The sequence below is a fragment of the Mesorhizobium amorphae genome (assembly GCF_014843845.1).
Lineage (GTDB): Bacteria > Pseudomonadota > Alphaproteobacteria > Rhizobiales > Rhizobiaceae > Mesorhizobium > Mesorhizobium amorphae_A.
The window spans coordinates 123,970-145,496 of record NZ_JHQS01000056.1 but is presented as its reverse complement, the minus strand read 5'-3'; the positions used below and the strand labels follow the sequence as shown (position 1 = coordinate 145,496).

At 63.2% G+C, this 21,527-nt stretch carries 22 protein-coding genes and 1 pseudogene; 7 read left to right on the top strand and 16 right to left on the bottom strand.

Annotated elements, in window-relative coordinates:
* Positions 1–235: 235 nt before the first annotated feature.
* The 9 genes from minE to DH08_RS23080 form a co-directional block, all read right to left on the bottom strand.
* Positions 236–508, bottom strand: coding sequence for a cell division topological specificity factor MinE (gene minE, locus DH08_RS23120; RefSeq protein WP_006201441.1), 273 nt, complete (start codon positions 506–508; stop codon positions 236–238).
* Positions 505–1,320 (bottom strand): septum site-determining protein MinD, encoded by an 816-nt coding sequence (minD, locus tag DH08_RS23115; RefSeq protein ID WP_006201442.1) that lies wholly within the window; start codon positions 1,318–1,320, stop codon positions 505–507. Before minD ends, minE begins: the two co-directional genes overlap by 4 nt.
* A 59-nt stretch (positions 1,321–1,379) precedes the next feature.
* On the bottom strand, positions 1,380–2,189 hold the full coding sequence (minC, locus tag DH08_RS23110) for a septum site-determining protein MinC (protein ID WP_192181479.1): 810 nt from the start codon (positions 2,187–2,189) through the stop codon (positions 1,380–1,382).
* A 191-nt stretch (positions 2,190–2,380) separates the two neighbouring features.
* Entirely contained in the window at positions 2,381–4,273 is a 1,893-nt protein-coding gene (locus DH08_RS23105) for a bifunctional sugar phosphate isomerase/epimerase/4-hydroxyphenylpyruvate dioxygenase family protein (RefSeq protein ID WP_192181478.1), read from the bottom strand.
* A complete protein-coding gene (locus DH08_RS23100; RefSeq protein WP_192181477.1) occupies positions 4,270–4,725 on the bottom strand; it encodes a type II 3-dehydroquinate dehydratase in 456 nt (151 codons plus the stop codon). The genes DH08_RS23105 and DH08_RS23100 overlap by 4 nt, the downstream gene beginning before the upstream one ends.
* Before the next feature lie 20 nt (positions 4,726–4,745).
* A complete protein-coding gene (locus DH08_RS23095) occupies positions 4,746–6,047 on the bottom strand; it encodes a TRAP transporter large permease (protein WP_192181476.1) in 1,302 nt (433 codons plus the stop codon).
* A complete protein-coding gene (locus DH08_RS23090) occupies positions 6,044–6,562 on the bottom strand; it encodes a TRAP transporter small permease (RefSeq protein ID WP_345892437.1) in 519 nt (172 codons plus the stop codon). The genes DH08_RS23095 and DH08_RS23090 overlap by 4 nt, the downstream gene beginning before the upstream one ends.
* 78 nt (positions 6,563–6,640) lie before the next feature.
* Positions 6,641–7,627, bottom strand: coding sequence for a TRAP transporter substrate-binding protein DctP (gene dctP / locus DH08_RS23085; protein ID WP_192181474.1), 987 nt, complete (start codon positions 7,625–7,627; stop codon positions 6,641–6,643).
* Between the two features lie 19 nt (positions 7,628–7,646).
* A complete protein-coding gene (locus tag DH08_RS23080) occupies positions 7,647–8,567 on the bottom strand; it encodes a shikimate dehydrogenase (protein WP_246800980.1) in 921 nt (306 codons plus the stop codon).
* Positions 8,568–8,698: 131 nt separating this feature from the next.
* On the opposite strand from DH08_RS23080, the gene DH08_RS23075 reads away from it, so the two are divergent.
* Complete coding sequence (locus DH08_RS23075) at positions 8,699–9,409, top strand: TetR/AcrR family transcriptional regulator (RefSeq protein ID WP_192181472.1); 711 nt, start codon at positions 8,699–8,701, stop codon at positions 9,407–9,409.
* Positions 9,410–9,684: 275 nt separating this feature from the next.
* On the top strand, positions 9,685–10,839 hold the full coding sequence (locus DH08_RS23070) for a sulfite oxidase (RefSeq protein WP_192181471.1): 1,155 nt from the start codon (positions 9,685–9,687) through the stop codon (positions 10,837–10,839).
* A 758-nt stretch (positions 10,840–11,597) separates the two neighbouring features.
* Here the strand turns inward: DH08_RS23070 and DH08_RS23065 are convergent.
* The 3 genes and pseudogenes from DH08_RS23065 to DH08_RS23055 all read right to left on the bottom strand — a co-directional run.
* The gene (locus tag DH08_RS23065; RefSeq protein WP_192181470.1) at positions 11,598–11,921 is read right to left on the bottom strand and encodes a DUF2934 domain-containing protein; all 324 of its coding nucleotides are present in this window, start codon (positions 11,919–11,921) and stop codon (positions 11,598–11,600) included.
* A 193-nt stretch (positions 11,922–12,114) separates the two neighbouring features.
* A complete protein-coding gene (locus tag DH08_RS23060) occupies positions 12,115–12,621 on the bottom strand; it encodes a YciE/YciF ferroxidase family protein (protein WP_192181469.1) in 507 nt (168 codons plus the stop codon).
* 181 nt (positions 12,622–12,802) lie between these two features.
* Positions 12,803–13,444 (bottom strand): annotated as a pseudogene (locus DH08_RS23055) (SDR family oxidoreductase); the annotation flags it as partial.
* A gap of 23 nt (positions 13,445–13,467) precedes the next feature.
* Between DH08_RS23055 and DH08_RS23050 the strand changes: the two are divergent.
* On the top strand, positions 13,468–13,632 hold the full coding sequence (locus DH08_RS23050) for a DUF3309 family protein (RefSeq protein WP_192181468.1): 165 nt from the start codon (positions 13,468–13,470) through the stop codon (positions 13,630–13,632).
* Positions 13,633–13,686: 54 nt separating this feature from the next.
* Positions 13,687–14,901 (top strand): FAD-dependent oxidoreductase, encoded by a 1,215-nt coding sequence (locus tag DH08_RS23045; RefSeq protein WP_192181467.1) that lies wholly within the window; start codon positions 13,687–13,689, stop codon positions 14,899–14,901.
* 32 nt (positions 14,902–14,933) lie between these two features.
* Here DH08_RS23045 and DH08_RS23040 read toward each other — a convergent pair whose 3' ends face one another.
* On the bottom strand, positions 14,934–15,542 hold the full coding sequence (locus DH08_RS23040; protein WP_192181466.1) for a cysteine hydrolase family protein: 609 nt from the start codon (positions 15,540–15,542) through the stop codon (positions 14,934–14,936).
* Between the two features lie 217 nt (positions 15,543–15,759).
* Here DH08_RS23040 and DH08_RS23035 point away from each other — a divergent pair, with 217 nt between their 5' ends.
* A complete protein-coding gene (locus DH08_RS23035) occupies positions 15,760–16,176 on the top strand; it encodes an HD domain-containing protein (protein WP_192181465.1) in 417 nt (138 codons plus the stop codon).
* A 60-nt stretch (positions 16,177–16,236) separates the two neighbouring features.
* On the opposite strand, the gene DH08_RS37485 is transcribed toward DH08_RS23035, so the two are convergent.
* Both DH08_RS37485 and DH08_RS23025 read right to left on the bottom strand, forming a co-directional pair.
* Positions 16,237–16,479, bottom strand: coding sequence for a globin domain-containing protein (locus DH08_RS37485; RefSeq protein ID WP_428338966.1), 243 nt, complete (start codon positions 16,477–16,479; stop codon positions 16,237–16,239).
* 326 nt (positions 16,480–16,805) lie between these two features.
* Positions 16,806–17,471 carry a BA14K family protein gene (locus DH08_RS23025; protein ID WP_192181464.1) on the bottom strand — a complete coding sequence of 222 codons (666 nt, stop codon included), beginning with the start codon at positions 17,469–17,471 and terminating at the stop codon, positions 16,806–16,808.
* A 284-nt stretch (positions 17,472–17,755) separates the two neighbouring features.
* Here DH08_RS23025 and DH08_RS23020 point away from each other — a divergent pair, with 284 nt between their 5' ends.
* Both DH08_RS23020 and DH08_RS23015 read left to right on the top strand, forming a co-directional pair.
* Entirely contained in the window at positions 17,756–18,292 is a 537-nt protein-coding gene (locus tag DH08_RS23020) for a FecR domain-containing protein (protein ID WP_192181463.1), read from the top strand.
* A gap of 6 nt (positions 18,293–18,298) precedes the next feature.
* Complete coding sequence (locus DH08_RS23015; protein ID WP_192181462.1) at positions 18,299–20,167, top strand: CHASE2 domain-containing protein; 1,869 nt, start codon at positions 18,299–18,301, stop codon at positions 20,165–20,167.
* Between the two features lie 45 nt (positions 20,168–20,212).
* Here DH08_RS23015 and DH08_RS23010 read toward each other — a convergent pair whose 3' ends face one another.
* A complete protein-coding gene (locus DH08_RS23010) occupies positions 20,213–21,379 on the bottom strand; it encodes a KamA family radical SAM protein (RefSeq protein WP_192181461.1) in 1,167 nt (388 codons plus the stop codon).
* Positions 21,380–21,527 lie beyond the last annotated feature (148 nt).

The window sequence follows — 21,527 nt, the reverse complement described above, 5'->3', positions numbered from 1 at the left end:
TGGAAAAGCTAGGGTTGCACGCCCCGCGACGTGGGAGGAGGTGGCTCAGCGAAGCCGGGACGGAGAGGCGGAAATGCCTCGCTCTAACGATCTAGAGGGAACCCGCCGGCGTGGCGAAGCCCCCTCTCCGGCCGCTTCGCGGCCACCTTTGCCGGGGCGAGCCACGGGTCTCGCCCGTCCTTCGGACCCCCCACTCCGTGGGGGCGAGGAACCCTGGTTCCGCGAGGTCAGCCCCTCACCCCGCCATGGCCAGCGGCACGGCGCTCTTGTTGGGGATCTGGATGTCGATCTCCAGCGTCGACATGGTCTCGCCACGGTCCATCGAGACCTGCAGATAGTCCTGGTCGATCTGCACATGCTTGGCGATCACCGCCATGATCTCCTCGCGCAGGATGGAGACCAGGTCGGGTTGGCTGCGGTTGCGGCGCTCATAGGCGAGCAGCACCTGCAGCCGCTCGCGCGCCACCGGCGCGCTGGAGCGCCGCTTGAAGAGGTCGAAAATGTTCATGCCGCCCTCCTTCCGAGCAGACGGTCGAGGAAGCCCTTGCGTTCGAAGGGCACCACGACGGGCAGTTCCTCGCCTTCGAGCCGCCGTGCCGCGTCGAGATAGGCCTTGGCGGCGGCAGTCAGCGGATCGGCCAATGTTACCGGCGAACCGAGGTTCGAGGCCCTCAGCACATCTTGGCTCTCGGGGATGATACCCAAGAGCGGCGTCGACAGGATTTCCAGAACGTCGTCGATCGAGAGCATCTCGCCGCGCGCCGCGCGCGCCGCATCGTAGCGCGTCACCAGCACGTGCTTGGCGATCTGCTCGCCCTGCTCGGCCTTCATGGTGCGGGCGTCGAGCAGGCCGATGATGCGATCGGAATCGCGCACCGAGCTCACTTCCGGGTTGGTGACGATGACTGCCTCGTCGGCAAAGCGCATGGCAAGCTGGGCGCCGCGCTCGATGCCGGCAGGGCTGTCGCAGAAGACATAGTCGAACACCGAGCGCAGCCGCTCGATGACCTCGCCGACGCCCTCTTCGGTCAGCGCATCCTTGTCGCGCGTCTGCGAGGCCGGCAGCAGGAACAGTGTCTCGACCCTTTTATCGCGGATCAGCGCCTGCGACAGTTTGGCCGAACCCTGGATGACGTTGACCAGGTCGAACACGACGCGCCGCTCGGCGCCCATGATCAGGTCGAGATTCCTTAAGCCGACATCGAAGTCGACCAGCGCCACCTTCTTGCCGGTCTTGGCGACTGCCGCACCCAGTGCCGCCGTCGAGGTCGTCTTGCCGACGCCCCCCTTGCCCGACGTGACCACCACTACCTTGCCCATGAAAATGCCTCCGTTTTTGTTTCGTTGTCTTGTCGGTCGGCGCCGCCGCCGAGTTCCTGTCAGCTGAACGGCGCGATGCGCAGCATGCCGTTGTCGAGAAAGGCCTGGACCGCCTTGCTGCGCACCGACGGATCCATCTCCTCGGCGGTGCAATACCAGCCGTCGACCGAGAGCAGTTCGGCTTCGTTCTTGCGGCAGAAGATGCGCGCCGCGGAATTGCCGAGCCCGCCGGCCGAGGCGCGTCCGCGCAGCGTGCCGTAGACGTGGATGGAACCGGCGGCGACGATCTCGGACCCGGAAGCGACGGAGCCCAGCACGATGACGTCGCCATGCGGATGAAACACAAGCTGCCCCGAGCGGATCGGCGTGCGGATCATCAGCGTGCCGTCAGCCGGCAAGGCCGCGCCTGGTTTGGCATCGTGAGCCCTCGCCGCGCCGGCCTTGGCGTCGCCACCCACGGGCGCGTCGCCAGGCGCCTTCAATTCGCTTGCCGCCTTGGCGTCATCCGCCCTGCCCTTGCGACCGGGCTGCAGCAGCAAGCCGTCCGATGTGGCCTCCTTGGCGCCGACCAGCGTCGGCGGCAGATGGGCCCCGAGTTCCGCGCCGCCATCGAGCTCGATGGCATAGACGCGGATGCCGCGATGACCAAGCACGCCGACCAGCGATTCGATCGCGGCGACATCGGGCTTGAGCGTGTTCAAATCGAGCACCACCGGGCGGCCGGCAAAATAGCCGGGCGAGTTGCCAATCCAGCGATCGAGGCTCTCCAGCCACACGTCCAAAGGCGCCTCGGGCGTCAGCGTGAAGGCGACGAAGGAGCGGGCGCGAAAGCGAATGGATTTGGTCTCGACGGGGGCGGCGAAGGTCACGGACAGCGATTCCTTACTGATAGGTAAACGCTAGGCCGGGCATGGTTAACGAAAGGTTAACGGAGGGGGTGGGATGAGGCGAGGAAAGGCGGTTCCTGAGCGCTGGCCGGGGAGTACGAGAATTTGCCAAGCGCCAGGTAGCGGACGTGGAGCCAGGTCAGCTTGTGCCAAAGTGGACATTTCGCTTTCGGTCACGTCGTAACGGCTGGCATGCCTTTTGGCCGCAGTGTTCGCTTCTGGGCGGCAATGCGGAACGGGGCATTGACTGCCCCGTAGCCTCGATAGCCGCGACGCTCGACGATCTCGAAGAAGAAACCTTCGCCGTAGGTCTGGCTGTAGAGCTGGAAATAGTCGCCTCCCTCGTCCCGATCGAAGAGGATGTTTCGGTTCCGCAACCGGCTCGAGAATTCCGGTTCGAGACCGAGGCGTGCTTCGAGATCGTCGTAGTAGTTCGGTGAAATTTCCAACACATTGAAGCCGAGCTCGGCCAAGCGGTCGGCGGTCTGGAAAATATCGCGGCTGGCGAAGGCCAAGTGCTGCACGCCCGAGCCGAAGCTCTCAGCGACAAAATGGCCGGCCAGCGTCCTGCGGTTCTCCGCACCGTTCAAGGTAAGCCGAAGCCAGCCACCATCGTCGCTCTCCACGACCTGGCTGCGCACGACGCCGGCCGGATCGATCACATCCACCATGGGCAATTTTCTCGTCCTGAAGATCGATGTGTAAAAAAGCAGCCAGGTCAGCATCTCCTCATAGTTCATCGATTGAGCGAGGTGGTCGATTGCCATCAGCCCGGCATCGTCGCCTGCGTCGGCGACCGGTTCGAATTCGATCTCCCAGACTTTTGCCAATTCGCTCTTGCCGTCGATGAAGTAGATCACGCCGCCTCCGACCCCGCGTATTGCCGGTATCGCCAGCTCATCGGGACCATGGCGTTGTTCAAAGGGCTCGGCGCCCAATGCACGAGCGCGGGCCACGGTTGCGGCCGCATCATCGACCTTCAATCCGAACGCATAGGCAGAAGCGCCGTGAACCAGGTACGAGGAGTGCGCCAGCCCCTCTTTCTCGGTGTTGACGACAATGTTGATGGCGCCCTGACGAAGCAGCACCACATCCTTGTTCTTGTGGCGGCCAACCAGCGAGAACCCCATGGCGCGCAGCAGCAGCACCAACTCGTCAGCCTCGGTCTCGTTTGCGGCGAACTCGACGAACTCGATGCCGCTGACCGCGACCCGTTCCGGCAAGGCCGGCACGTCGATCGCGATGTCCGGCTCGGCGCGTGCAACCTGGTCCATGAGGTAGACCAGGGACCTGTGGCCGTCGACCGCGATAGACCTGGGCGATCCACCGCGGAACTGGTCATTGAATATTTCGAGCGACAACGGACCGTCGTAGCCGGTTGCCACGACCGCTCGCATGAAGTCGACCACCGGCAGATCACCTTCGCCCGGCATGTTCCGGAAATGGCGGCTCCAGTACAGCAGGTCCATGTCAATTAGCGGAGCGTCGGCAAGCTGGACGATGAAGATGCGATCGCCAGGGATGGCGCGGATCGTCTCCACATCCACCCGTCGGGCCAAGGTGTGAAAGGAGTCCAGGATCAGTCCGATGTTGGGATGGTTCGCACGCCTGACAATCTCCCACGCGTCGCGATGGTCGCTGATATGCCTCCCCCAGGCGAGCGCCTCGTAGCCGACGCGAATCGCGCGCCGTCCTGCCCGTTCGCCTAGCTCGCGGAAATCGTCAGCGGCACGGTCGATGCCGCCCAGCGCCAGCGGCGAGACGTTGGAACACACGAGCATCAGGTCGGTGCCGAGTTCTTGCATCAGGTCGAACTTGCGCTCCGCTCGATCGAAGGAACGAGAACGTTGCTGTTCGGGCATTCCTTCGAAATCGCGGAAAGGCTGGAACAGTGTGATCTCCAGACCATGATCCCTGATCATCCGCCCGACTTCAGAAGGGCTGCCGTCGAAGGCAAGAAAGTCATTCTCGAATATTTCCACCCCGTCGAAGCCGGCCGCAGCGATGGCCGCGAGCTTCTCGCGCAAATCGCCGCTGATCGACACGGTGGCGATGGAGGTCTTCATGGTCCTGGCACCTTCGATGCCGCCGCAAGCAGGTCTGCGATGGCACGAACCGCAACAGGATAGCCGCGCGGGCCCAGACCCGCGATGACCGCCGTCGCGATCTTCGACACGTAGGAATGGTGATAGTGGGCCTCGCGCCGGTGAATGTTCGAGATGTGGAGCTCGACGATCGGGCCGGGAAACATTTTTAGAGCGTCGAGGATCGCAATCGACGTGAAGGAGAAACCGGCCGGGTTGATGACGATGCCGGCTCCCTCGTCGATCGCTTCGTGGATCCAGTCGATGATCTGGCCTTCGCTGTTCGACTGATGGAAACGGACGGGCGTGTCGCCGGCCGCATCGCGGCAGAAGGCCTCGATCTCAGCCAGCGTCGTCGTGCCGTAGATTTCCGGCTCGCGCTTGCCGAGCCGATTCAGGTTCGGGCCGTTGATCACGTAGATTGGCTTCGCCATGACGGCTCCTTTGTCTTCGATCAGCCCTGGTAGCCCAGCAGCCGGGGCAGCCAGAGCACGAGTTCGGGGAAAAAAGTGATGAGAGCCAGCGAAGCGATCATCGCCCACAGGAACGGAAGCACGTCGCGGACAATGTCCTTCAGCGGCACTTCGGCGATCCTCGTCATGATGAACAGCAGCAGACCGTATGGCGGCGTCACCAGGCCGAGCATGATGTTGACCACCACCATCACGCCGAAATGCACCATGTCGATGCCCAGCGCGCGCGCCGTCGGGATGAGGACGGGCACGATCACGAGAAGAATCGTGGTGCCTTCGAGCACGCAGCCGAGCAGCAGGAGCAGGATATTGACCAGGATCAGGAAGCCGATGGCCGACAGATCCCAGCTTGTGAGAATGGCCTTGATCGATTCCGGGATGTTCTCGACGGTGACCACATAATTGAAGACCAGGGCACCGGCGATCAGCATGCCGATCGAGGCCGAGGTGCGCGCGCTGGCCAGCACGGAATGGTAGAAGTCGGCGAAGCTGACACTGCGGTAGAGCACGACGGAGATGACCAGGGCATAGGCCGCAGCCACGGCCGCCGCTTCGGTCGGCGTGGTGACGCCGGTGTAGATGCCGCCGAGCAGGACGACCGGCATCATAAGCGAGGGGAAGGCACGCCAGGTAATGCCCGGCAGTTCGCGCAGCGGTGTCGGCGCTTCGACCGGAAAGTTGTTGCGCTGCGCCTGGTATGCCACGATCCCCATCTGCGCCGCCGCCATCAACAGGCCGGGGATGACACCCCCGAGGAACAGGTAGCCGATCGAGGCGTCGGAGACGAGCGCATAGATGACCATGGGGATCGACGGCGGGATGATCGGCCCGATGACCGAGGTCACGGCCGTCAGCGCCGCTGCGTAGCTCGGCGTGTACTTGCCGTCCTTGGTCATCATCATCTGCATCATCTTGCCGGTGCCGGCAGCATCGGCGATGGCCGATCCCGACATGCCCGCAAAAATGATGCTCTGGACGACGTTGACGTAGGCAAGCCCGCCCCGGAACCGGCCGACCACGGCATCGCAGAAGCGCAGCAGGCGTTCCGTCATCGAGCCGATGTTCATCAGCTCCGCAGCCAGGATGAACAGCGGCACCGCGAGGATGATGTAGTTGTTGTACATCCCGTTCACGAGCTGCTCGGCCGCCGTCCCCATATCGAGCCCTGCCAGCAGCAGATAGAGGATCGAGCCGGCGATCATCGAGTGCCCGATGGGCAGCCCGAGGAAGGCAAGCACGGTGATCGCGACGACCGAGATCGAGAACGGGCTGGCGAAATTCATACGCCCGACCCCGCCTTGGTAGGATCGAACTCCTTTGGCGCCTTGCCGAACACGGCCTGCCAGGACAGCCAGAGGTAGCGGACAATTATAGCCACGACGAATATGATGTAGATCGAGAACAGCCAGTCGAAGCGGATCTTCAGATAGGCGGTCTTTTCGACCTTCATGAACGTCACGTAGTCGAGCACGGCAGGAAAGGAAATCGCGTAGAGCGCGATCAGCGATGCGGCCGCGATGAGGAACATGATGCGGCGAACGCGCGGTGGGGCCGATGCGTAGAAGAGGTCGAAGCGGATCTCCTCCTCCTCGCGGACAACGAAGGCTGCACCCCACAGCACCAGCCAGATCCACAGGATCACGCTGATTTCGTTGGTCCAGCCGATCGGCATGTTGAGCAGGTAGCGAAAGACGATCTGCAGCAGGAAGGCGGCGAACATTGCGGCCAACATGACGGCGAGGACGTTCTCGGCGCGCTGGTATAGCCAGCGGCCAAGGTTTCGGAGCGAAGGGTTCACGCGGGCTTCTCCGCCTGTGAAAGCCATTTTTAGAATGAGGAGGCGCGGCGCAAGGCAATGCCCGCCGCACCTCCCGGCTTAGAGCGCGTTGATCTTGTCGACCATGCCGGCCGGCCATTCCTTGGCGAGATCCGACGACAGGTATTTCTCCTGAGCGTATTTGCGGAACGCAGCGATGTCGGGCTCGTAGAGCTTGAGACCCTTGCCCTTGAACAGCTCGACCAGCTCCTTCTCGCGCGCAAGGTGTTTTTGCGTGCTGAATTCGATGGCGGCGTCAGCGGCGGCCTGGAACTTCGCCTGCTTGTCGGCGCCCATGTCATCCCACACCTTCTTCGATACGGTCAGCAGATCGAAGCCGACCAGGTGCGAGGTCAGCACGATCTGCGACATGACCTCATAGAACTTCATGTTCTCGACGTTCGGCAGCGGATTGTCCTGGCCGTCGATCGCGCCGGTCTGCAGCCCGGTGTAGACCTCGGCGTAGGCCATGGCGACGGGATTGGCGCCGAGCGCGGTGCCGAGAAACTGCCAGGCGTCGCCACCCGGCATGCGCAGCTTGATGCCCGCCATGTCGGCCGGCGTGGTGATCTTCTTGTCCGGCTTGAGGCCGATCTGCCGGGCGCCGAAATAGGTCGGCCCGAGCACGCGCACGCCAAGCTGGTCCTCGGTCATCTTCTTCATCTCTGCGCCGAGATCGCCGGCGAAGAAGGTTTTCAAATGCGCGGCGTCGCGGAACAAATAGGCCGCGGTGACGATCGACCATGCCGGGATCTGCTTGGAGATATCCTGCGGTGCGATGTTGCCCATCTCGAGATTGCCGCGTTGCAGGGCGACGAGCTCGGTACCCTGCTTGAACAGATTGCCGCCGTAGTAGCCCTCAAAGACGAAGTCGTCTTTGACTGCGTCAGCGAACATTTTCATCATGTCGGCGCGGATGTCCTGTTCGGAGAACACGGCCGAGAAGCGCAGCTTCGGCTTGTCCTGGGCGAGCGCCGGAAAGGCTGCCGTCGTGGCGAGCACGCCCGCCCCGACCAGGAGTTCCCGGCGTGTGGCATTTAAGGTCATGTTCTTTCCTCCCTGTTGGCTATTGTCCAAGTCCTGTGTCGGCTGGGTCACGGCCCCTCCCAAAGGCGGCAAACGCCGACTTCATCCGTTCAACATCGGGCGCGAGCCCGGTGAAAAGTTCAAAAGCCCGCACGGCTTGGAACACGGCCATTCCCTCGCCGCTGAGCGTGCGGCAGCCCCGTTGCCGCGCCTCCCTGAGCAGTTCCGTTTCAAGCGGCAGGTAGACGATGTCGGCGACCCAGCACTCCGGCCGCAACAGATCGGCGGCGATCGGCATGCCGGGCAACTTTGCCATCCCGACCGGTGTCGCGTTGACGATGCCGTCTACGCGACCGGAGGCCGCAGCGAGGTCCGAGATGACTTCCACCTTTTGCGTGCCGCCGGCCGACCTGAGCCGGGACGCCAGCGCTTCGGCCCGATCGACCTGTAAGTCGGTTACAAGCAGCGTCTCGACGCCGCTTTCCAACAAGGCGTGGGCCACCGCGGCGCCGGCGCCACCGGCTCCCAGCAGCAGCACCTCCCGACGCTTCTGTCCGGCCAGCCCGTGGCGAAAACTCTCCTTGAACCCCCACTTGTCGGTGTTGTGGCCGATGCGCCGACCGCCCCGGAACACCACGGTGTTGACCGAGCCAAGGATCTCGGCCGCCTCGGAAAGCTCGTCGAGCAGCGGGATGATTTCCTGTTTGTAGGGGAACGTGACGTTAAAGCCGGTGAAGCCGAAGTGCCCGGCAAAGGTGATGAGATCTCCCAAAGGAGGGGCGGTCTCGCCCATCGTTTCCGTATCGAGCAGCGTATAAACGCAGGAGAGTCCTTGGGCGCGGCCTTCCGCCTCGTGCATAGCGGGCGTCCGGGAAAGCTGAATTCCACGCCCGAGCAAGCCGACCAATATGCGGCGCGAATTGGGAGACTTCCCCCAATTCTCTGCAGTGGCGGTGGCCAACAAGGCCAAACGATCCTCCCAAATCGAACTGGACCCAACTTTGTACCAGTCAGTTAATTACGTCAACAACTTTGTACTATTCGGTTAATTTGCTAGGCTCTGTGCCGATGCCACGTTTGCGAGGAGCGGACATGAGTGACGAGATGAGGCTGCACGAGAAGGTGCCGGCGGGCGGCCGCAGCGGGTGGAAGCAGGATCCCGCCGGCGTTCAAAAGAACATACTCGCGGTGGCGATGACCGAGTTTGCCGCAAACGGCCTGTCGGGCGCGCGCATCGACGAGATCGCGGCAAAGACGCACACGTCAAAGCGGATGATTTACTACTATTTCGGCGACAAGGAACGGCTCTACGGCCGGGTCCTCGAGGAAGCCTACCGGCAGGTGCGAACTGGCGAGCAGGAGCTGGAGCTTGATCACCTGCCGCCGGTCGAGGCACTCAAGCGTCTCGCCGAGTTCACCTTCGATCATCACAGCCGCCATCCGGATTTCATCAGGATCGTGATGATCGAAAACATCCATCATGGCGTGTATCTCGAACAGTCTGAGCTGATCAGGCTGTTGAATGCAGGGGCTATTCAGAAGCTTGAAGCGATTTGCCGACGCGGGCGCGCCAATGGCCTTTTCCGTGAAGACGTGTCGCCTCTTGAACTGCACTGGCACATCAGTGCGTCGAGCTTCTTCAACGTTTCCAACCAGGCCACCTTCTCGCGGATTTTTGGCAGCACGCTCTACACCGTGGACGGGCAGCGCTCGCTACGAGATCATTTGGTGGAAATGGTCGTCGGCCTCGCGCTGAAACTCGATCGCGCGAAAGGGCGCGCTCGTGGAGCAGCGCGCCCCTGACCGCCGTGCTTTCCTGGGCCGGACATCGCTCTGCCACAAAGTTACAATGTCCCGTCCAGGTTGTGGACACTTCCTTTTCAAGGGCGCACTCTTAGATTGCGAAACGCAGCTAGAGTTTCGCTCAACACTTCACATGCTTGAGGTGCGTCGGTGATTGTCTGACCTATCCGGATACTTCCGGCTGGGCAGAATTTTCATTGTGTCGCCTATCCGTGATCAGGCTTCGGCCTAACGCACGTTGCAGCCTGTTCCGGATCAACTGGGAGGTAAACAACATGCATAGAATTCAACGTAGAGAACTTCTTATTCAAGGAAGCGCGGCTCTTGTCGCAATCGCTGCTCTCCGTGCCTCGCGAGCTTACGCATTTCCAACACAGGCGGGCGAGGACGTCGTTCCGTGGCTGGACCAGCCGACCGAAAATCCCGATCCGGTAGGCATCCAGAGCCAGCTTGTCTGGGAGGATCTGAATAGCTGGATAACGCCAAACGACAAGTTCTTCAGCATCTCGCATTTCAATCGACCGACGATCGATGAGAAGACATGGTCCATGGAGATCGGGGGCATGGTCAAGAGGCCCCTGAAGCTGACGCTCGCCGACATCAGGGCGCGGCCGCGCCAGGAGGTCGTTTTCACAGTGGAATGCTCGGGCAACCACGGTTTTCCCTTTTTCACCGGCGGCATCGGCAATGCCCGCTGGGCAGGGACGCCGCTGGCGTCGATCCTCGAGGAAGCCGGCGTGCTGGATCAGGGCATCGAGGTCGTCTTTTTCGGGACCGACGAAAGCGAGGTCCCGATACGCGACGTCAAGATGAAGCAGAACTTCGCGCGCAGCATGTCGCTCGCCGACGCGATGAACCCCGACAATCTGCTCTGCTATGAAATGAACGGCGCCGCCTTGCCGGCACCCAATGGTTTCCCGCTGCGGCTCATTGCTCCGGGTTGGTACGGCATCGCCAACGTCAAGTGGCTGAAACGCATCGAGGTTCGCGACACAAGGTTCATGAGCGTTATGATGGCCCGCGACTATGTCACCATCCGGGAGGAAGACCACAATGGCGAGACCGTATGGGCCGAGACCTCGGTGGGCCGGGCGCTGCTAAAGTCGGCACCCGCGAAGGTCACCCGGAAAGGCTCGGACTACGCCATCGTCGGGGCAGCCTGGGGGGCACCGATCGACCGGGTCGAAGTGCAAATCGATCAAGCGCCCTGGGCGCCGGCGACCATCGACCACAGTGAGGAGGCCGAACACGCCTGGAAAATCTGGTCCCTGCCCTGGGCAAACCCCTCGCCGGGAGAACACACGGTGACCTCGCGCGCGGTCAGCACCACGGGACAGATTCAACCAGCAATGGACGACCCCTTGATCGCCAAGAAGCACACATATTGGGAGAGCAATGGCCAGGTGACGCGGCGCGTCAAGATCGCTTGAGAAACATCGAAGCCAAAGATTCGGGAAGCCTGCAGGAGGCCAGCAACGTGGCGAAAATTGTCATGCCGACGCGGCCGCGCGGCATGACAATTCGGGGTGTCGTCAGCGGCGCATAGTACGCGCCAGCCGCCGGCATGATTTCCCCTCAATGCCGCTTGAAATACTGCACCTCGGCGGCCTCGCGGGTGTCGACGGTGCTGAGGTTGCGGCGGCGGCCGGTCTTTTCGTCCTTCTTGCGCGAATAGAGCCTACTTTCCGGATTTGAGTTTCCTGATCATCTGTCGCGTTCGCCTCGAAACCGATTCAGCCAGCGGGCCTTGTTTTGATGCTCCGGACAAGGCGGCTAGTGGCGCGGGGGCGATCTCGCCAATGGCTGCGAAGAGTTCTCCCCGGCCGAGCGCAAATCATCAGGCCGGGACGGTCGCCTCTTCGGCTTGGGCTCAACCTTTGGGATCGGCGACCTCGCAATCAGGTAGTCGGCCCGATTTGTCCGGTAGTCTTCCTTGTGCACAGTCGTCTTGTGGACAGACATTTTTTTGTCTCCTGACAGAGGTCAACGCGCTTCGGCGCTCACCTGTTCCCGCATGACGGCGAAGGCCGCTGGGGCCCGCCTGACAGAGGGGCCGCTGACGCGGGGCTTGCCCGACAGAGGGGCCGCTGACGCGGGGCTTGCCCGACAGAGGGGCCGCTGACGCGGGCTTGCCCGACAGAGGGGGCCGCTGACGCGGCCCGGCTGTTCGCTTCAATGCAGCCCGAAGCTAGAGCCGCCGTCGCGCCTTGAGGCTGCGCGCGGCTGCCTCGATCGCCGCGCGGTCACTGCCCAGCCTGTCGATCAGCTCCCGCGCCTCGTCGCCCGATATGCCGGTGCGCATGGCGAGTTCCTCGACCGTCAGAATGTCGGAGCTGGCGATCTCGCGGGTTTCCGGCAGGGCGTCGCCCGCCGTCATCGGCAAGGCGGCCTCGCGGTCGATTTCCGCCTGGGCCTGGTTCCAGTGCCGCTCGTGATTGCCGAACAGCCGGCCTTCCCGTTCCCAGATTTCATAGGCACGCTGATTGATCTTTTCCAGCCGATCGTCGCCCATTGTCCGTTCCTCCATTTCAGCTTTTTCTGAAACGCCGAGCGCGGCAGAACGATCCAAGGAATTTGCGCGATTCCACGAGTGCCTCCGGCATATGAGCGCCCTTCCGGAGCCATTCGATTGAAAGTCGTTCTCCGAGCCCTGGTGACCGATCACCAGGGCTCGGGACGACAAGAGAGGGGATGGCTGGTTGCCGTTACGCGGCTTCCGCCGCCATGTTGACGGCCGATCCGGCAAGTTCGGTGAGTGCCGCGTCGGTTTCCTTCTCCTCGATCAGCGTCAGGTCCAGGAGATTGACCGCCTCGGTCAGTCCGAGTTCGGATGCCCAGGTCCGCAGCGTGCCATAGCGCGAAATCTCATAGTGCTCGACGGCCTGTGCTGCCGCCAGGAGGCCGGCATCCAGAGACGGCGAACCCTTATATTCCTTGATGATCTCGGCGCCTTCCTCGGTGATGCCCATGATGGCGGCGCAGGTTTTGCCAGCCGGTTTCTTGTCGATCACCTCGAAGACCTCCTCGAGGCGAGCAACATGCTCTTCGGTCTGATTGCGATGCTTTTCGAATGCCAATTTCAGAGCCTCGCTTTGCGCCGCCTTTGCCATCTTCGGCAACGTGATGAGAATCTTCTTCTCGGCGAAATACATGTCCTTGAGTGTGTCGTGGAAGAGTTCATTCAGACCCTTCGATGCAGCCTTGGTCGCCATGGGGTTGGTCCTTCCTGGTTGTTCCCTCGCCTCGACATGAGGTCTTAGGAAACAGCCAGTCTCCCGCCTTGTTCCAAACGAAACCAAATTCTTTCCGCACGGAGTCGAGCCCTGTCATGGGGCATAGGGTTCCGCCCTTGAATGCTGAGTGAGCGGCGCGATTTTCAGGACCCAACCCGGATCAATACCCGCCAACGATCGGCAGGATCTCGCCGGTGATGTAGCTGGAGCATTGCGGCGAGGCCAGGAACACATAGGCCGGCGCGATCTCCTCCGGCTGGGCCGGGCGCTTCATCGGCGTCTTCGCACCGAACACCGAGACGTCCTCGGCCTCCTTCTCCGACGGGTTGAGCGGCGTCCATACCGGCCCCGGCGCCACCGCGTTGACGCGGATGCCCTTGTCGATGAGACTGCCCGACAACGCACGGGTGAAGGCGTGGATGCCGCCCTTGGTCATGGAATAGTCGACCAGATGCTTCGAGCCGTCGATGCCGGTGACCGAGCCGGTGTTGATGATGGCCGAACCCGGCTTCATGTGCGGCACCGCCTCCTGCGCCATATGGAAATAGCCGTAGAGATTGGTCTTCAGCGTGGTGTCGAAATGCTCCTCGGTAAGGTCGGTGAAATCGACCGAATGCACCTGGAACGCGGCGTTGTTGACCAGCACGTCGAGACCGCCGAACTGCTTCACCGTCCGTTCCACCGCGCGGCGGCAGAAGGCGCGGCTGGCGACATCGCCGCGCAGCGCCAGGCAGCGCCGGCCCTCGGCCTCGACCGCCTGCTTCGTCGCCTCGGCGTCGCGGTCCTCGCTAAGATAGGCGAGCTCATTGGAGAGAGGAAACATCCATGGGTCTCGGCACGATTCTGATCATCATCTTGATCCTGATTTTGCTTGGTGGTTTCAGCGGCCTTGGCGGCGGGCCCTTCTATGGCACCGGCTACTATGGCGGCGGCGGGCTGGGTCTGGTGCTGCTCATCATCATCATTCTGGTTGTTCTCGGGCGCCTCTAGCGCGATAGCCAGCGATCACCGGACGCTCATTGCGTCCAGGTGCTGGAGGAGTTGGTGGCGCGCAAACTCGACCTGAGGAGCGGTCGGCCTGTCTGGTTTTCTTACCGCGCGCCATCGGTGCCGACAGAAAAACTGACGCGGGACGTAAGCACCGGCGTACTGATCGTCGGAATGGGCGTCAGCGGCGCCATGGCCGCCGAAGCACTGACGCGCGCCGGCCATTCGGTGATCTGCATCGACCGGCGCGGACCGCTGGACGGATCGACCTCGGCCACGACGGCCCTGGTGCAATTCGAGCTCGACCAGCCGCTCACAAAACTTTCGGCGATGAGGGGAAAGGCCGATGCCGAGCAGGCATGGCGCCGGTCGCGCCTGGCCGTACTCAATTTGCAAGGGCGGATCGCCGAACTGGCGATCGACTGCAACCTCACCTGCCATCCCGCGCTTTATCTGGCCGGCAATGTGCTTCGGCCATCCGCGTTGCGCGCCGAGGCAGAGGCCCGCCAACGAACCGGAATCGCTGCAACTTACTTGAGCCGTCAGGCCCTGGCGGAAGGTTTCGGCATTGATCGCGCCGGCGCCATTCTCAGCCATGGCAATCTCGCGCTGGACCCGCGCAAGCTAACCGCGGGTTTGCTGCTGCGGTCGCTGGCACGCAAAGCGGGCTTCTATGCACCGGTCGAGGCGACGGCGATCGACCACGATCGCGAAAGAGTCGTCGTCGGTACCAAGCATGGCCCGACGATCACAGCGCAACATCTGGTGCTGGCAACCGGCTATGAGCTGACCAACATCATCCCGTCGACGGCGCATCGCATCGTCTCTACCTGGGCCATCGCCACAAAGCGGCAGCCAAGAAACATCTGGCCGGGCGCCGCTCTCATCTGGGAGGCATCAGAGCCATACCTCTACGTCCGATCGACAGCCGACGGCCGCGTCCTCTGCGGCGGCGAGGATGAAGACTTCGCCGATGAGGGAGATCGCGATCGGCTCATCCCCGGCAAGGCCGAACGACTGGCCGCAAAGCTATCGCGGCTGTTGCCGCAGCTCGATCCCACCCCCGAATTTGCCTGGACCGGTTCGTTTGGCACGACGACAACGGGGCTGCCCTATATCGGTGCGCTGCCCGGGCACCCGCGCGTTCATGCAGTCATGGGCTATGGTGGCAATGGCATCACCTTTTCGCAAATCGCATCGGAGATCGTTTTGTCGGCAATCGGCGGTGCCGAGGACACCGATGCGAAGCTCTTCGGATTCGCTCGCTCCTGACGAGTACGGCAAGCGGGAATCTCAGCCTTGCATCAAGTCCAGCTCGACAGGATCGTCTCCATTTCCACCGTTTCCACCTGCTGCGCAAAGCGCTGGTGATAGACGGTCAGCAATGCGTCATGCGTGGCGTCGGACGAGCTGCACAGCGCATCCGTGACCAGCACCACGCGGTAGCCGAGGTCGATGGCGCCGAGCACAGTGGCGAGCACGCACACGTCGGTCTCGCCGCCGGTGATTACCAGGGTGTCGATGCCCCGCCTTGCCAGAAAATTCGTGACCCTGCCCTCGAACCAGGGCGAGTAGATATGCTTGTCGATGATGGTCGCGGGTGGACAGTGCCGCGCCAGAGAAGGCAAGAGATCGACCATCTCGGGACCGATCTCCTCCAATGTCATCGACGCCCAACGCTGGTAGTAGCGCTTCCAGGTGCCGATGCCCTGGCCTCGTTTCTGTGCCGGCAGGAAGCGGGTAAAGACGGTTTGCGCGGCGCGGCGCGCGACAAGGCTCTCGATCCGCGGCAACACACGGGTGATCCAAGGTGTGGCCCAGGGCGATGGTTCCGCAAACAGCCGCTGCATGTCCACGCAAAGGTGCACGCATTTGTCACCCAACGGGCCATAGGCCAGTCCTGGCGCTGACATCAGGATGTCGCTCGCGCGACGGCTACGGCGATACGCAGCCGTTCGACAATGACCATCTCGCCACACATGCGGCCCTCCGCTGCCTCAAACGCGACGCACCGCCCTTCGTTCCTACGGGATGGCAACTGCGGACCCTGAACGTGGCGAGCCATCGGACGCGTGGAACCCGCGGCGCAATTCCCAGTTAAATCCAAGAGGCGGATACAGGATCGAGGCCATGAGCGTTCTCTACCAGGCGGCAAAGATCGCCGAAAAAGCCCATGCCGGGCAGACGGACAAAACGGGGCAACCCTATATCGAGCATTGCCACCGGGTTGCCGACGCGGTCGAAACGATTGACCAGAAGGCTGTCGCCTACCTGCATGACGTTCTCGAGAAGAGTAAGGGCTGGAGCCGTGACCGGCTCGAAGAGGCAGGATTCGGACTATCGATCGTATCGGCCGTTGACGCGCTCACCCGACGACCCGAAGAGGAAGATCTCGCTTTCGTACGCAGGGCAGCCGCCAATCCGGTGGCACTCGCGGTCAAGCGCGCAGACCTTGCCGACAATCTCTGGCAGGCACGCCAGATTGGTGCCTCGACGTCAAAATACGAGGACGGCTTGCGCGTCCTCGATGAAGAGTTCGGCGGTTGAATGCCCGCTCCGTTGGAATGGGCGAAACGAACCGCCTTCGGCCGCAGCCCATCACGTACGTCACGCCGCGAGCTGGTCCTCGCGGGCGGCCGCGATCATGACACTCGCGAGCAGGCCATAGGCGGCTTCCCAGGCCTCGCGCACCGGCGCGGTAAAGGCGGGGCCGAGGCCGGCCGCCAGCGTCTCGATCAGCGCCTGCCCGACGATCGGGTAATGATGCTCTTCAACGCCATAGGTGACGTGCCGCTTGGCGAGTTCGCGCACGGTCGGCAGAATGGTCTCGGCACGATCCAGTCCATGCACGACGAAACCCAGGCTTAGCCATCAGCTTGGCGCCCTGCTTGGTCATGTCCCGCACCGGAAACAGCGCCCGAAGGCTTTCGTCGATCGCAAACAGGCGCTCATAGAACAGAGCGGCGGCAGCCGCGCGAATCGGGACGACCTTGCGAAAACTGTCCTGCACAAGTCGGATCTGGTCGGGTGTCATCGGCGCACTCCTCTGGGTTCTGGCTTGGGTGACCATCCCCTCGGGGCGTTTCGCAGGCATGTCGCCCGCTCGCGTCGATGTTTCAGATACGTCTCGATCCGGTTTCAGGTTGTATTCGGTTGTTTTCGCACCCCGTCACTCCCTATTCGCACTGCCGGCGCGGGCCACCGGAATAAGGCTGGTATGTGTTGTCTTCCGGCCGGTAGGAGCGGTAGCGGCTGAAGCAATAATCCACGTGGTCGGGCGAAAGCTGGGCGCCGTCCGTCTCATATGTCGTGGCGTAGCCGTCCATCGAAGCGTCGTTCGCCTCGACGTAGCTGACGGTATCGGCGGGAGGTTGCGCCGTGGGTCCGGCAGTGCCGGGGTCGAGATAGGGCGAGATGCAGGGGCGCTGCTGCCCGCTGTAGGACATGTAGCTGTTGTCGCCGGGACGATAGGAGCGGTAGCGGCTCGCGCACCATTCGACATGGGCGGCGGGCAGTCCTGCCGAGGCCTGCTCCTCATCCGTCGAAGGCTGGATGGCGGAGGTCGCGATGGCGTCGGTCGTCGCCGGGGTGGTCTGCGACGCGGCGGCCGCTTCCGCTCTGGCGTCAGGCATCGCAGCCTGCTCGGCCGGGATACGCTCCAAGGTCTGCGCCGCCTTATTCACAGGGAGCGCGTCCTTGGTCCAGAGTTCCGCGACGCCCACGCTGGGGGTGATCTGGCGCACGGGCTTTGCGGCGAGAAGCCAGACGGCGAAGGCAAGGCCGCTGGCGAAGACGGCGAGGGTCAGCACGAAGCCGCCGACTATTCCCAACAAAGCTTTCACGCCGCGCACTCCTTAAGGCCCCGCTCATACAATGCGGGATATTGAGTCCGGTTCCAGGGAGCCTGCGGGCGAGCGAGGAACCGAGCTTGCCCCCCACCTCCGTGAACCCACCTCCCCGTCGCACGTCTGGCTTAGCGCGGGAGCAGGTTGTCGTGTTAGGATTGCCGGTCGGTATCCTGCTGCTTCAGGGCAACGCCGCTGCAAGTGCCGGCTCGTGTGCATACCGTTAGGCTGACGGCAGACGATTTTCCTGCCGCAGATTTTCGCGAAGCAAGGAGGGGTTCATGAGCGCAAGGGGCCGATATTTCCGTAGGCTGGTGGCCGGCATTTTTGCCGGTGTCTTCTGGATGGATACCGCCTTTGCGCAGTCGAGCGAGGCGGGGTGCAGGTTCGAGCCGGTGGCCGGAACCTCTCGACAGATCCTGCGGTGCCAGGAAGGCCTTACCATCATCGTCGAAGACGGCGCGCGTTTTTCGCTGGTGGACCGCGATCGGAACGGCAATGCCGATGCGGTGAGACTGCGGCGCAAGGCGCTGCTGCTCGAGGCTCCTGCCGGCGGGGCCCAGGGCGGTTTCGTGGTCGTCACCCCGCAGGCGATCGCCGCGGTGCGCGGCACAAAATGGACGGTCGACGTCGGCCAGGGCAAGACGTCCGTTTTCGTCCTCAGAGGCCGCGTCGCCGTGCAACGGCGGGCATCCAATGCCGGCGTGGTGCTGGCGCCGGGCGAAGGCGTCGACGTCGAGGCAGGGACAGGCAAACTCACCGTCAAGCGCTGGCCGGCCAAACGCGTTTCCGCATTGATGGCTCGTCTGGTTCAGTGAGCGAGGATGAGCGGTCGAGCGCTTGCGACGCTGATCGCGCTCATTCTGGCCGGTCTTTGGGGCGCCGGCCTGGGCTTCGCGCACTGGCGCGGCAATCTGGGGTTTCTCGATCGCGTCGAAGCGACGATGACCGATCTTCGAACGCTCGTTCGAGGAACGGCAAAGCCACCGGACCTGATCACCATTGTCGCGATCGACGACGAAACGGTGCGCGTTGAGGGCAGCTATCCGCTCAGCCGCGCCACGCTTGCCCGGCTTGTCGATACGATCGCGCGCTTTGAGCCGAAAGCCATTGCGCTCGACCTTCTGCTGGTCGATCCCGGGGCGAAAGACGATGACGCGGCGCTCGCGCGTTCTCTGGGCAGGAGTGCAAGCGTCATCGCTGCGGCAGCGGTCTACCCGGGAGGCCGACAATGGGCAGTGGCCGAGGGTGAAGGCCCCCTCGCCCGCGTGCCGAATGCCGAGCGGTTTCTGTGGCCGCTGAAAGCGTTCTCGGATGCCGCCGCCGTCGGCGTCGTCAACGTGATCACCGACCGGACGGGAACGCCCCGGTCCGTGCCGTTGCTGTTTCGGGCCGGAGATCAGCTGGAAGCGTCCTTCTCCCTGCGTGTTGCTGCCCTGGCTGCGGGCGAGGATCCAGCCATAGTGCCCGATCATCTGTCGCTGGGCAGCCGCCGGGTCAGGACGGACATCGGTCACATCCTGCCGCTGACATTCTACGGCCCGCGCGGCACGATCCGCACGATCAGCGCCGCGACCGTGCTGGAGGGCCAACTCGATCGCGGCATCATCCAGGATCGAATTGTCGTGATCGGAGCGACGGCAACCGGCGCCGGCGATGTTTTCCCGACTCCGTTCGATCCCGTGCTTCCGGGCGTCGAAGTCATGTCGACGGCGATCGCCCATCTGGCGACCGGCGACGGCATCGTGCGCGACCGGTCCGTTCGTCTTGCGGATGCCGGCTTTGCAGTGGTGCTGCCCATGGTTCTCGTCGGGCTGCTGGCATGGCGGCGAAACGCCATCGGCCTGGCGGCGGTCGCCGGCGTGGTGTTGATCTGGTTCGTGGTCAATATGACCGCCTTCTCACACCATATCTGGCTGAGTGCTGCGCTGCCGATGGCCGCTGCCGTTCCGCCGGCTCTCCTGTTCGGGTCGGCACAACTTTGGCTGGGCAGGAACCGCGCCCAATATTTCGCAACGCAGAGCGAATTGCTGCAACGCGTTGAAGCTCCGGGCCTGGGCGAGTGGCTCGCCACACATGGCGACTTCCTCAAGGAACCTGTGCGGGTAGACGCCGCCATCCTGTTCATCGACCTGTCCGGCTTCACCGGACTGAGTGAAACATTGGGGCCGAGCGCCACGCGCGAACTTCTGAACGCGTTTCATGCGTTGGTGGACAAGGAAGCGGCAGACTGCGGTGGCGTCGTCATTGCCTTCATGGGTGACGGAGCCATGATCCTGTTCGGCCTGCCGGAACCAGCGGCAAATGACGCCTTCAATGCGGCTCGCTGTTGTGCACGGCTCTCCAGCCGCACCAACGATTGGCTGGTCTCGTTGCCGGCATCGACGGCATCGCGACTCGGCTTCAAGATCGGAGCGCACCACGGAACGATCGTTGCCTCACGACTCGGCGGCCAAGCCCGTCAGCACATCGCGGCCACCGGCGACACGGTCAACGTCGCCAGTCGCCTGATGGAGATCGCGGCCGAGCAGAATGCCGAAGTCGCGGTGAGTGACAAGATGCTGCAAGCCGCCGGTCGCGACTGCGCACTGTTCAAATCCGGTGTTCTGAGAGGACCTGCGGAAACACAAATCCGTGGGCGATCCGGTTCGCTGGCAATCTGGTTCTGGCAGAGTACGCGGACGCTGCAGTAGGGCTCCTCGCCCGGGCGGGGCGAACCCAACCTTTTCAAAGCTGCCCTACTCGCCCACCACCTCCCGATACGTCCTCACCTCCCCATCCTGCCCGCGAATGCGCCAGGTCTCCCCGTCCCGCGCCTCGACATGGCACGGTCCGAGCGGGACCTTGCCGCCGCCGTCCGGCAGGTCCAGCACGTAGACGGGGTTGCAGATGCCCGACAGGCGCCGGCGCAGGGCGCCGGCCAGCGCCTGGCCTTCGGCGATTGTGGTGCGCCGGTGCGCCATGCCGCGCGCGAGGTCGCCGTGGTGCAGGTAGTACGGCTTGACGCCAAGGCGATACATCAGTTCGCGACAGAGCTCCTCCAGCACCTCGACATTGTCGTTGACGCCCTTGAGCAGAACGCTCTGGTTGAGCAGCACGAAGCCTGCGTGGCGCAAGGTACGGCAGGCCGCTTCAGTGGGTTCCGTTATCTCGCGCGAATGGTTGAAATGGGTGACGACGGTGACCATCAGCCGGCCCTGTAAGGCCCCGACCAGCCCTGATGTGATGCGCGAAGGCAGCGCGACCGGCACGCGGGTGTGGATGCGCAGCAGGCGCACATGCGGGATCGCCTCGATGCGGGCGCGGATCTCGGCCAGCGCCTTGTCGGGCAGCGCGAGCGGGTCGCCGCCGGTCAGGATCACCTCACGGATTTCGGGGTGGTCCGCGATATAGGCGAAGGCCGGCTCGAGCGCTTCGCGCGTATAGCCGCGGCCGATCGAGGTCAGCGACTCCTTACGGAAGCAGAACCGGCAATAGACCGCGCATTGATAGGTCGGGAACAACAGCACGCGGTCGGTATGGCGATGCGTCAGCCGCGGCACCGGGCTGAAGTCATGGTCGCCGATCGGATCGTCGAGCTCGCCGCCCTGCTCCGCCAGTTCCTGCGGCGACGGGATGACCTGCGCCCGGATGGGATCTTGCGGGTCATTCCAGTCGATCAGGTCGAGATAGGCTTTTGGGATGCGCACCTTGTGGTTCGCGGCCGCGCTTTGAGCCGCCGCGCGCTCGGCCGGCGACAACGGCAGGGACTCCAGATCGCGCACATGGCGCACGCCTGCGCGGACGTCGTCCTGCCAAGAGGCATCGCCGGCCGCCGTGCCGTCGTTCACGTCATCGGCCGTGCCGGAGGCCGCTTCCGTCGCTCCGCCGCTTGTGCCCGTCGGCGCGGCATCGTTGAAAGTCATCGAAGGCTCCTTGAATTCTTGCTGCTCGATACAGCATTGCGGCCAGCGCGCAAAAGCCTTCGATGCATGGCTGAGACAAACGCCATGCCCTTGGCGACCGCGCGGGATCGGCCTTGCACATCTACGAAACCATAAGTTTTTTACGGAA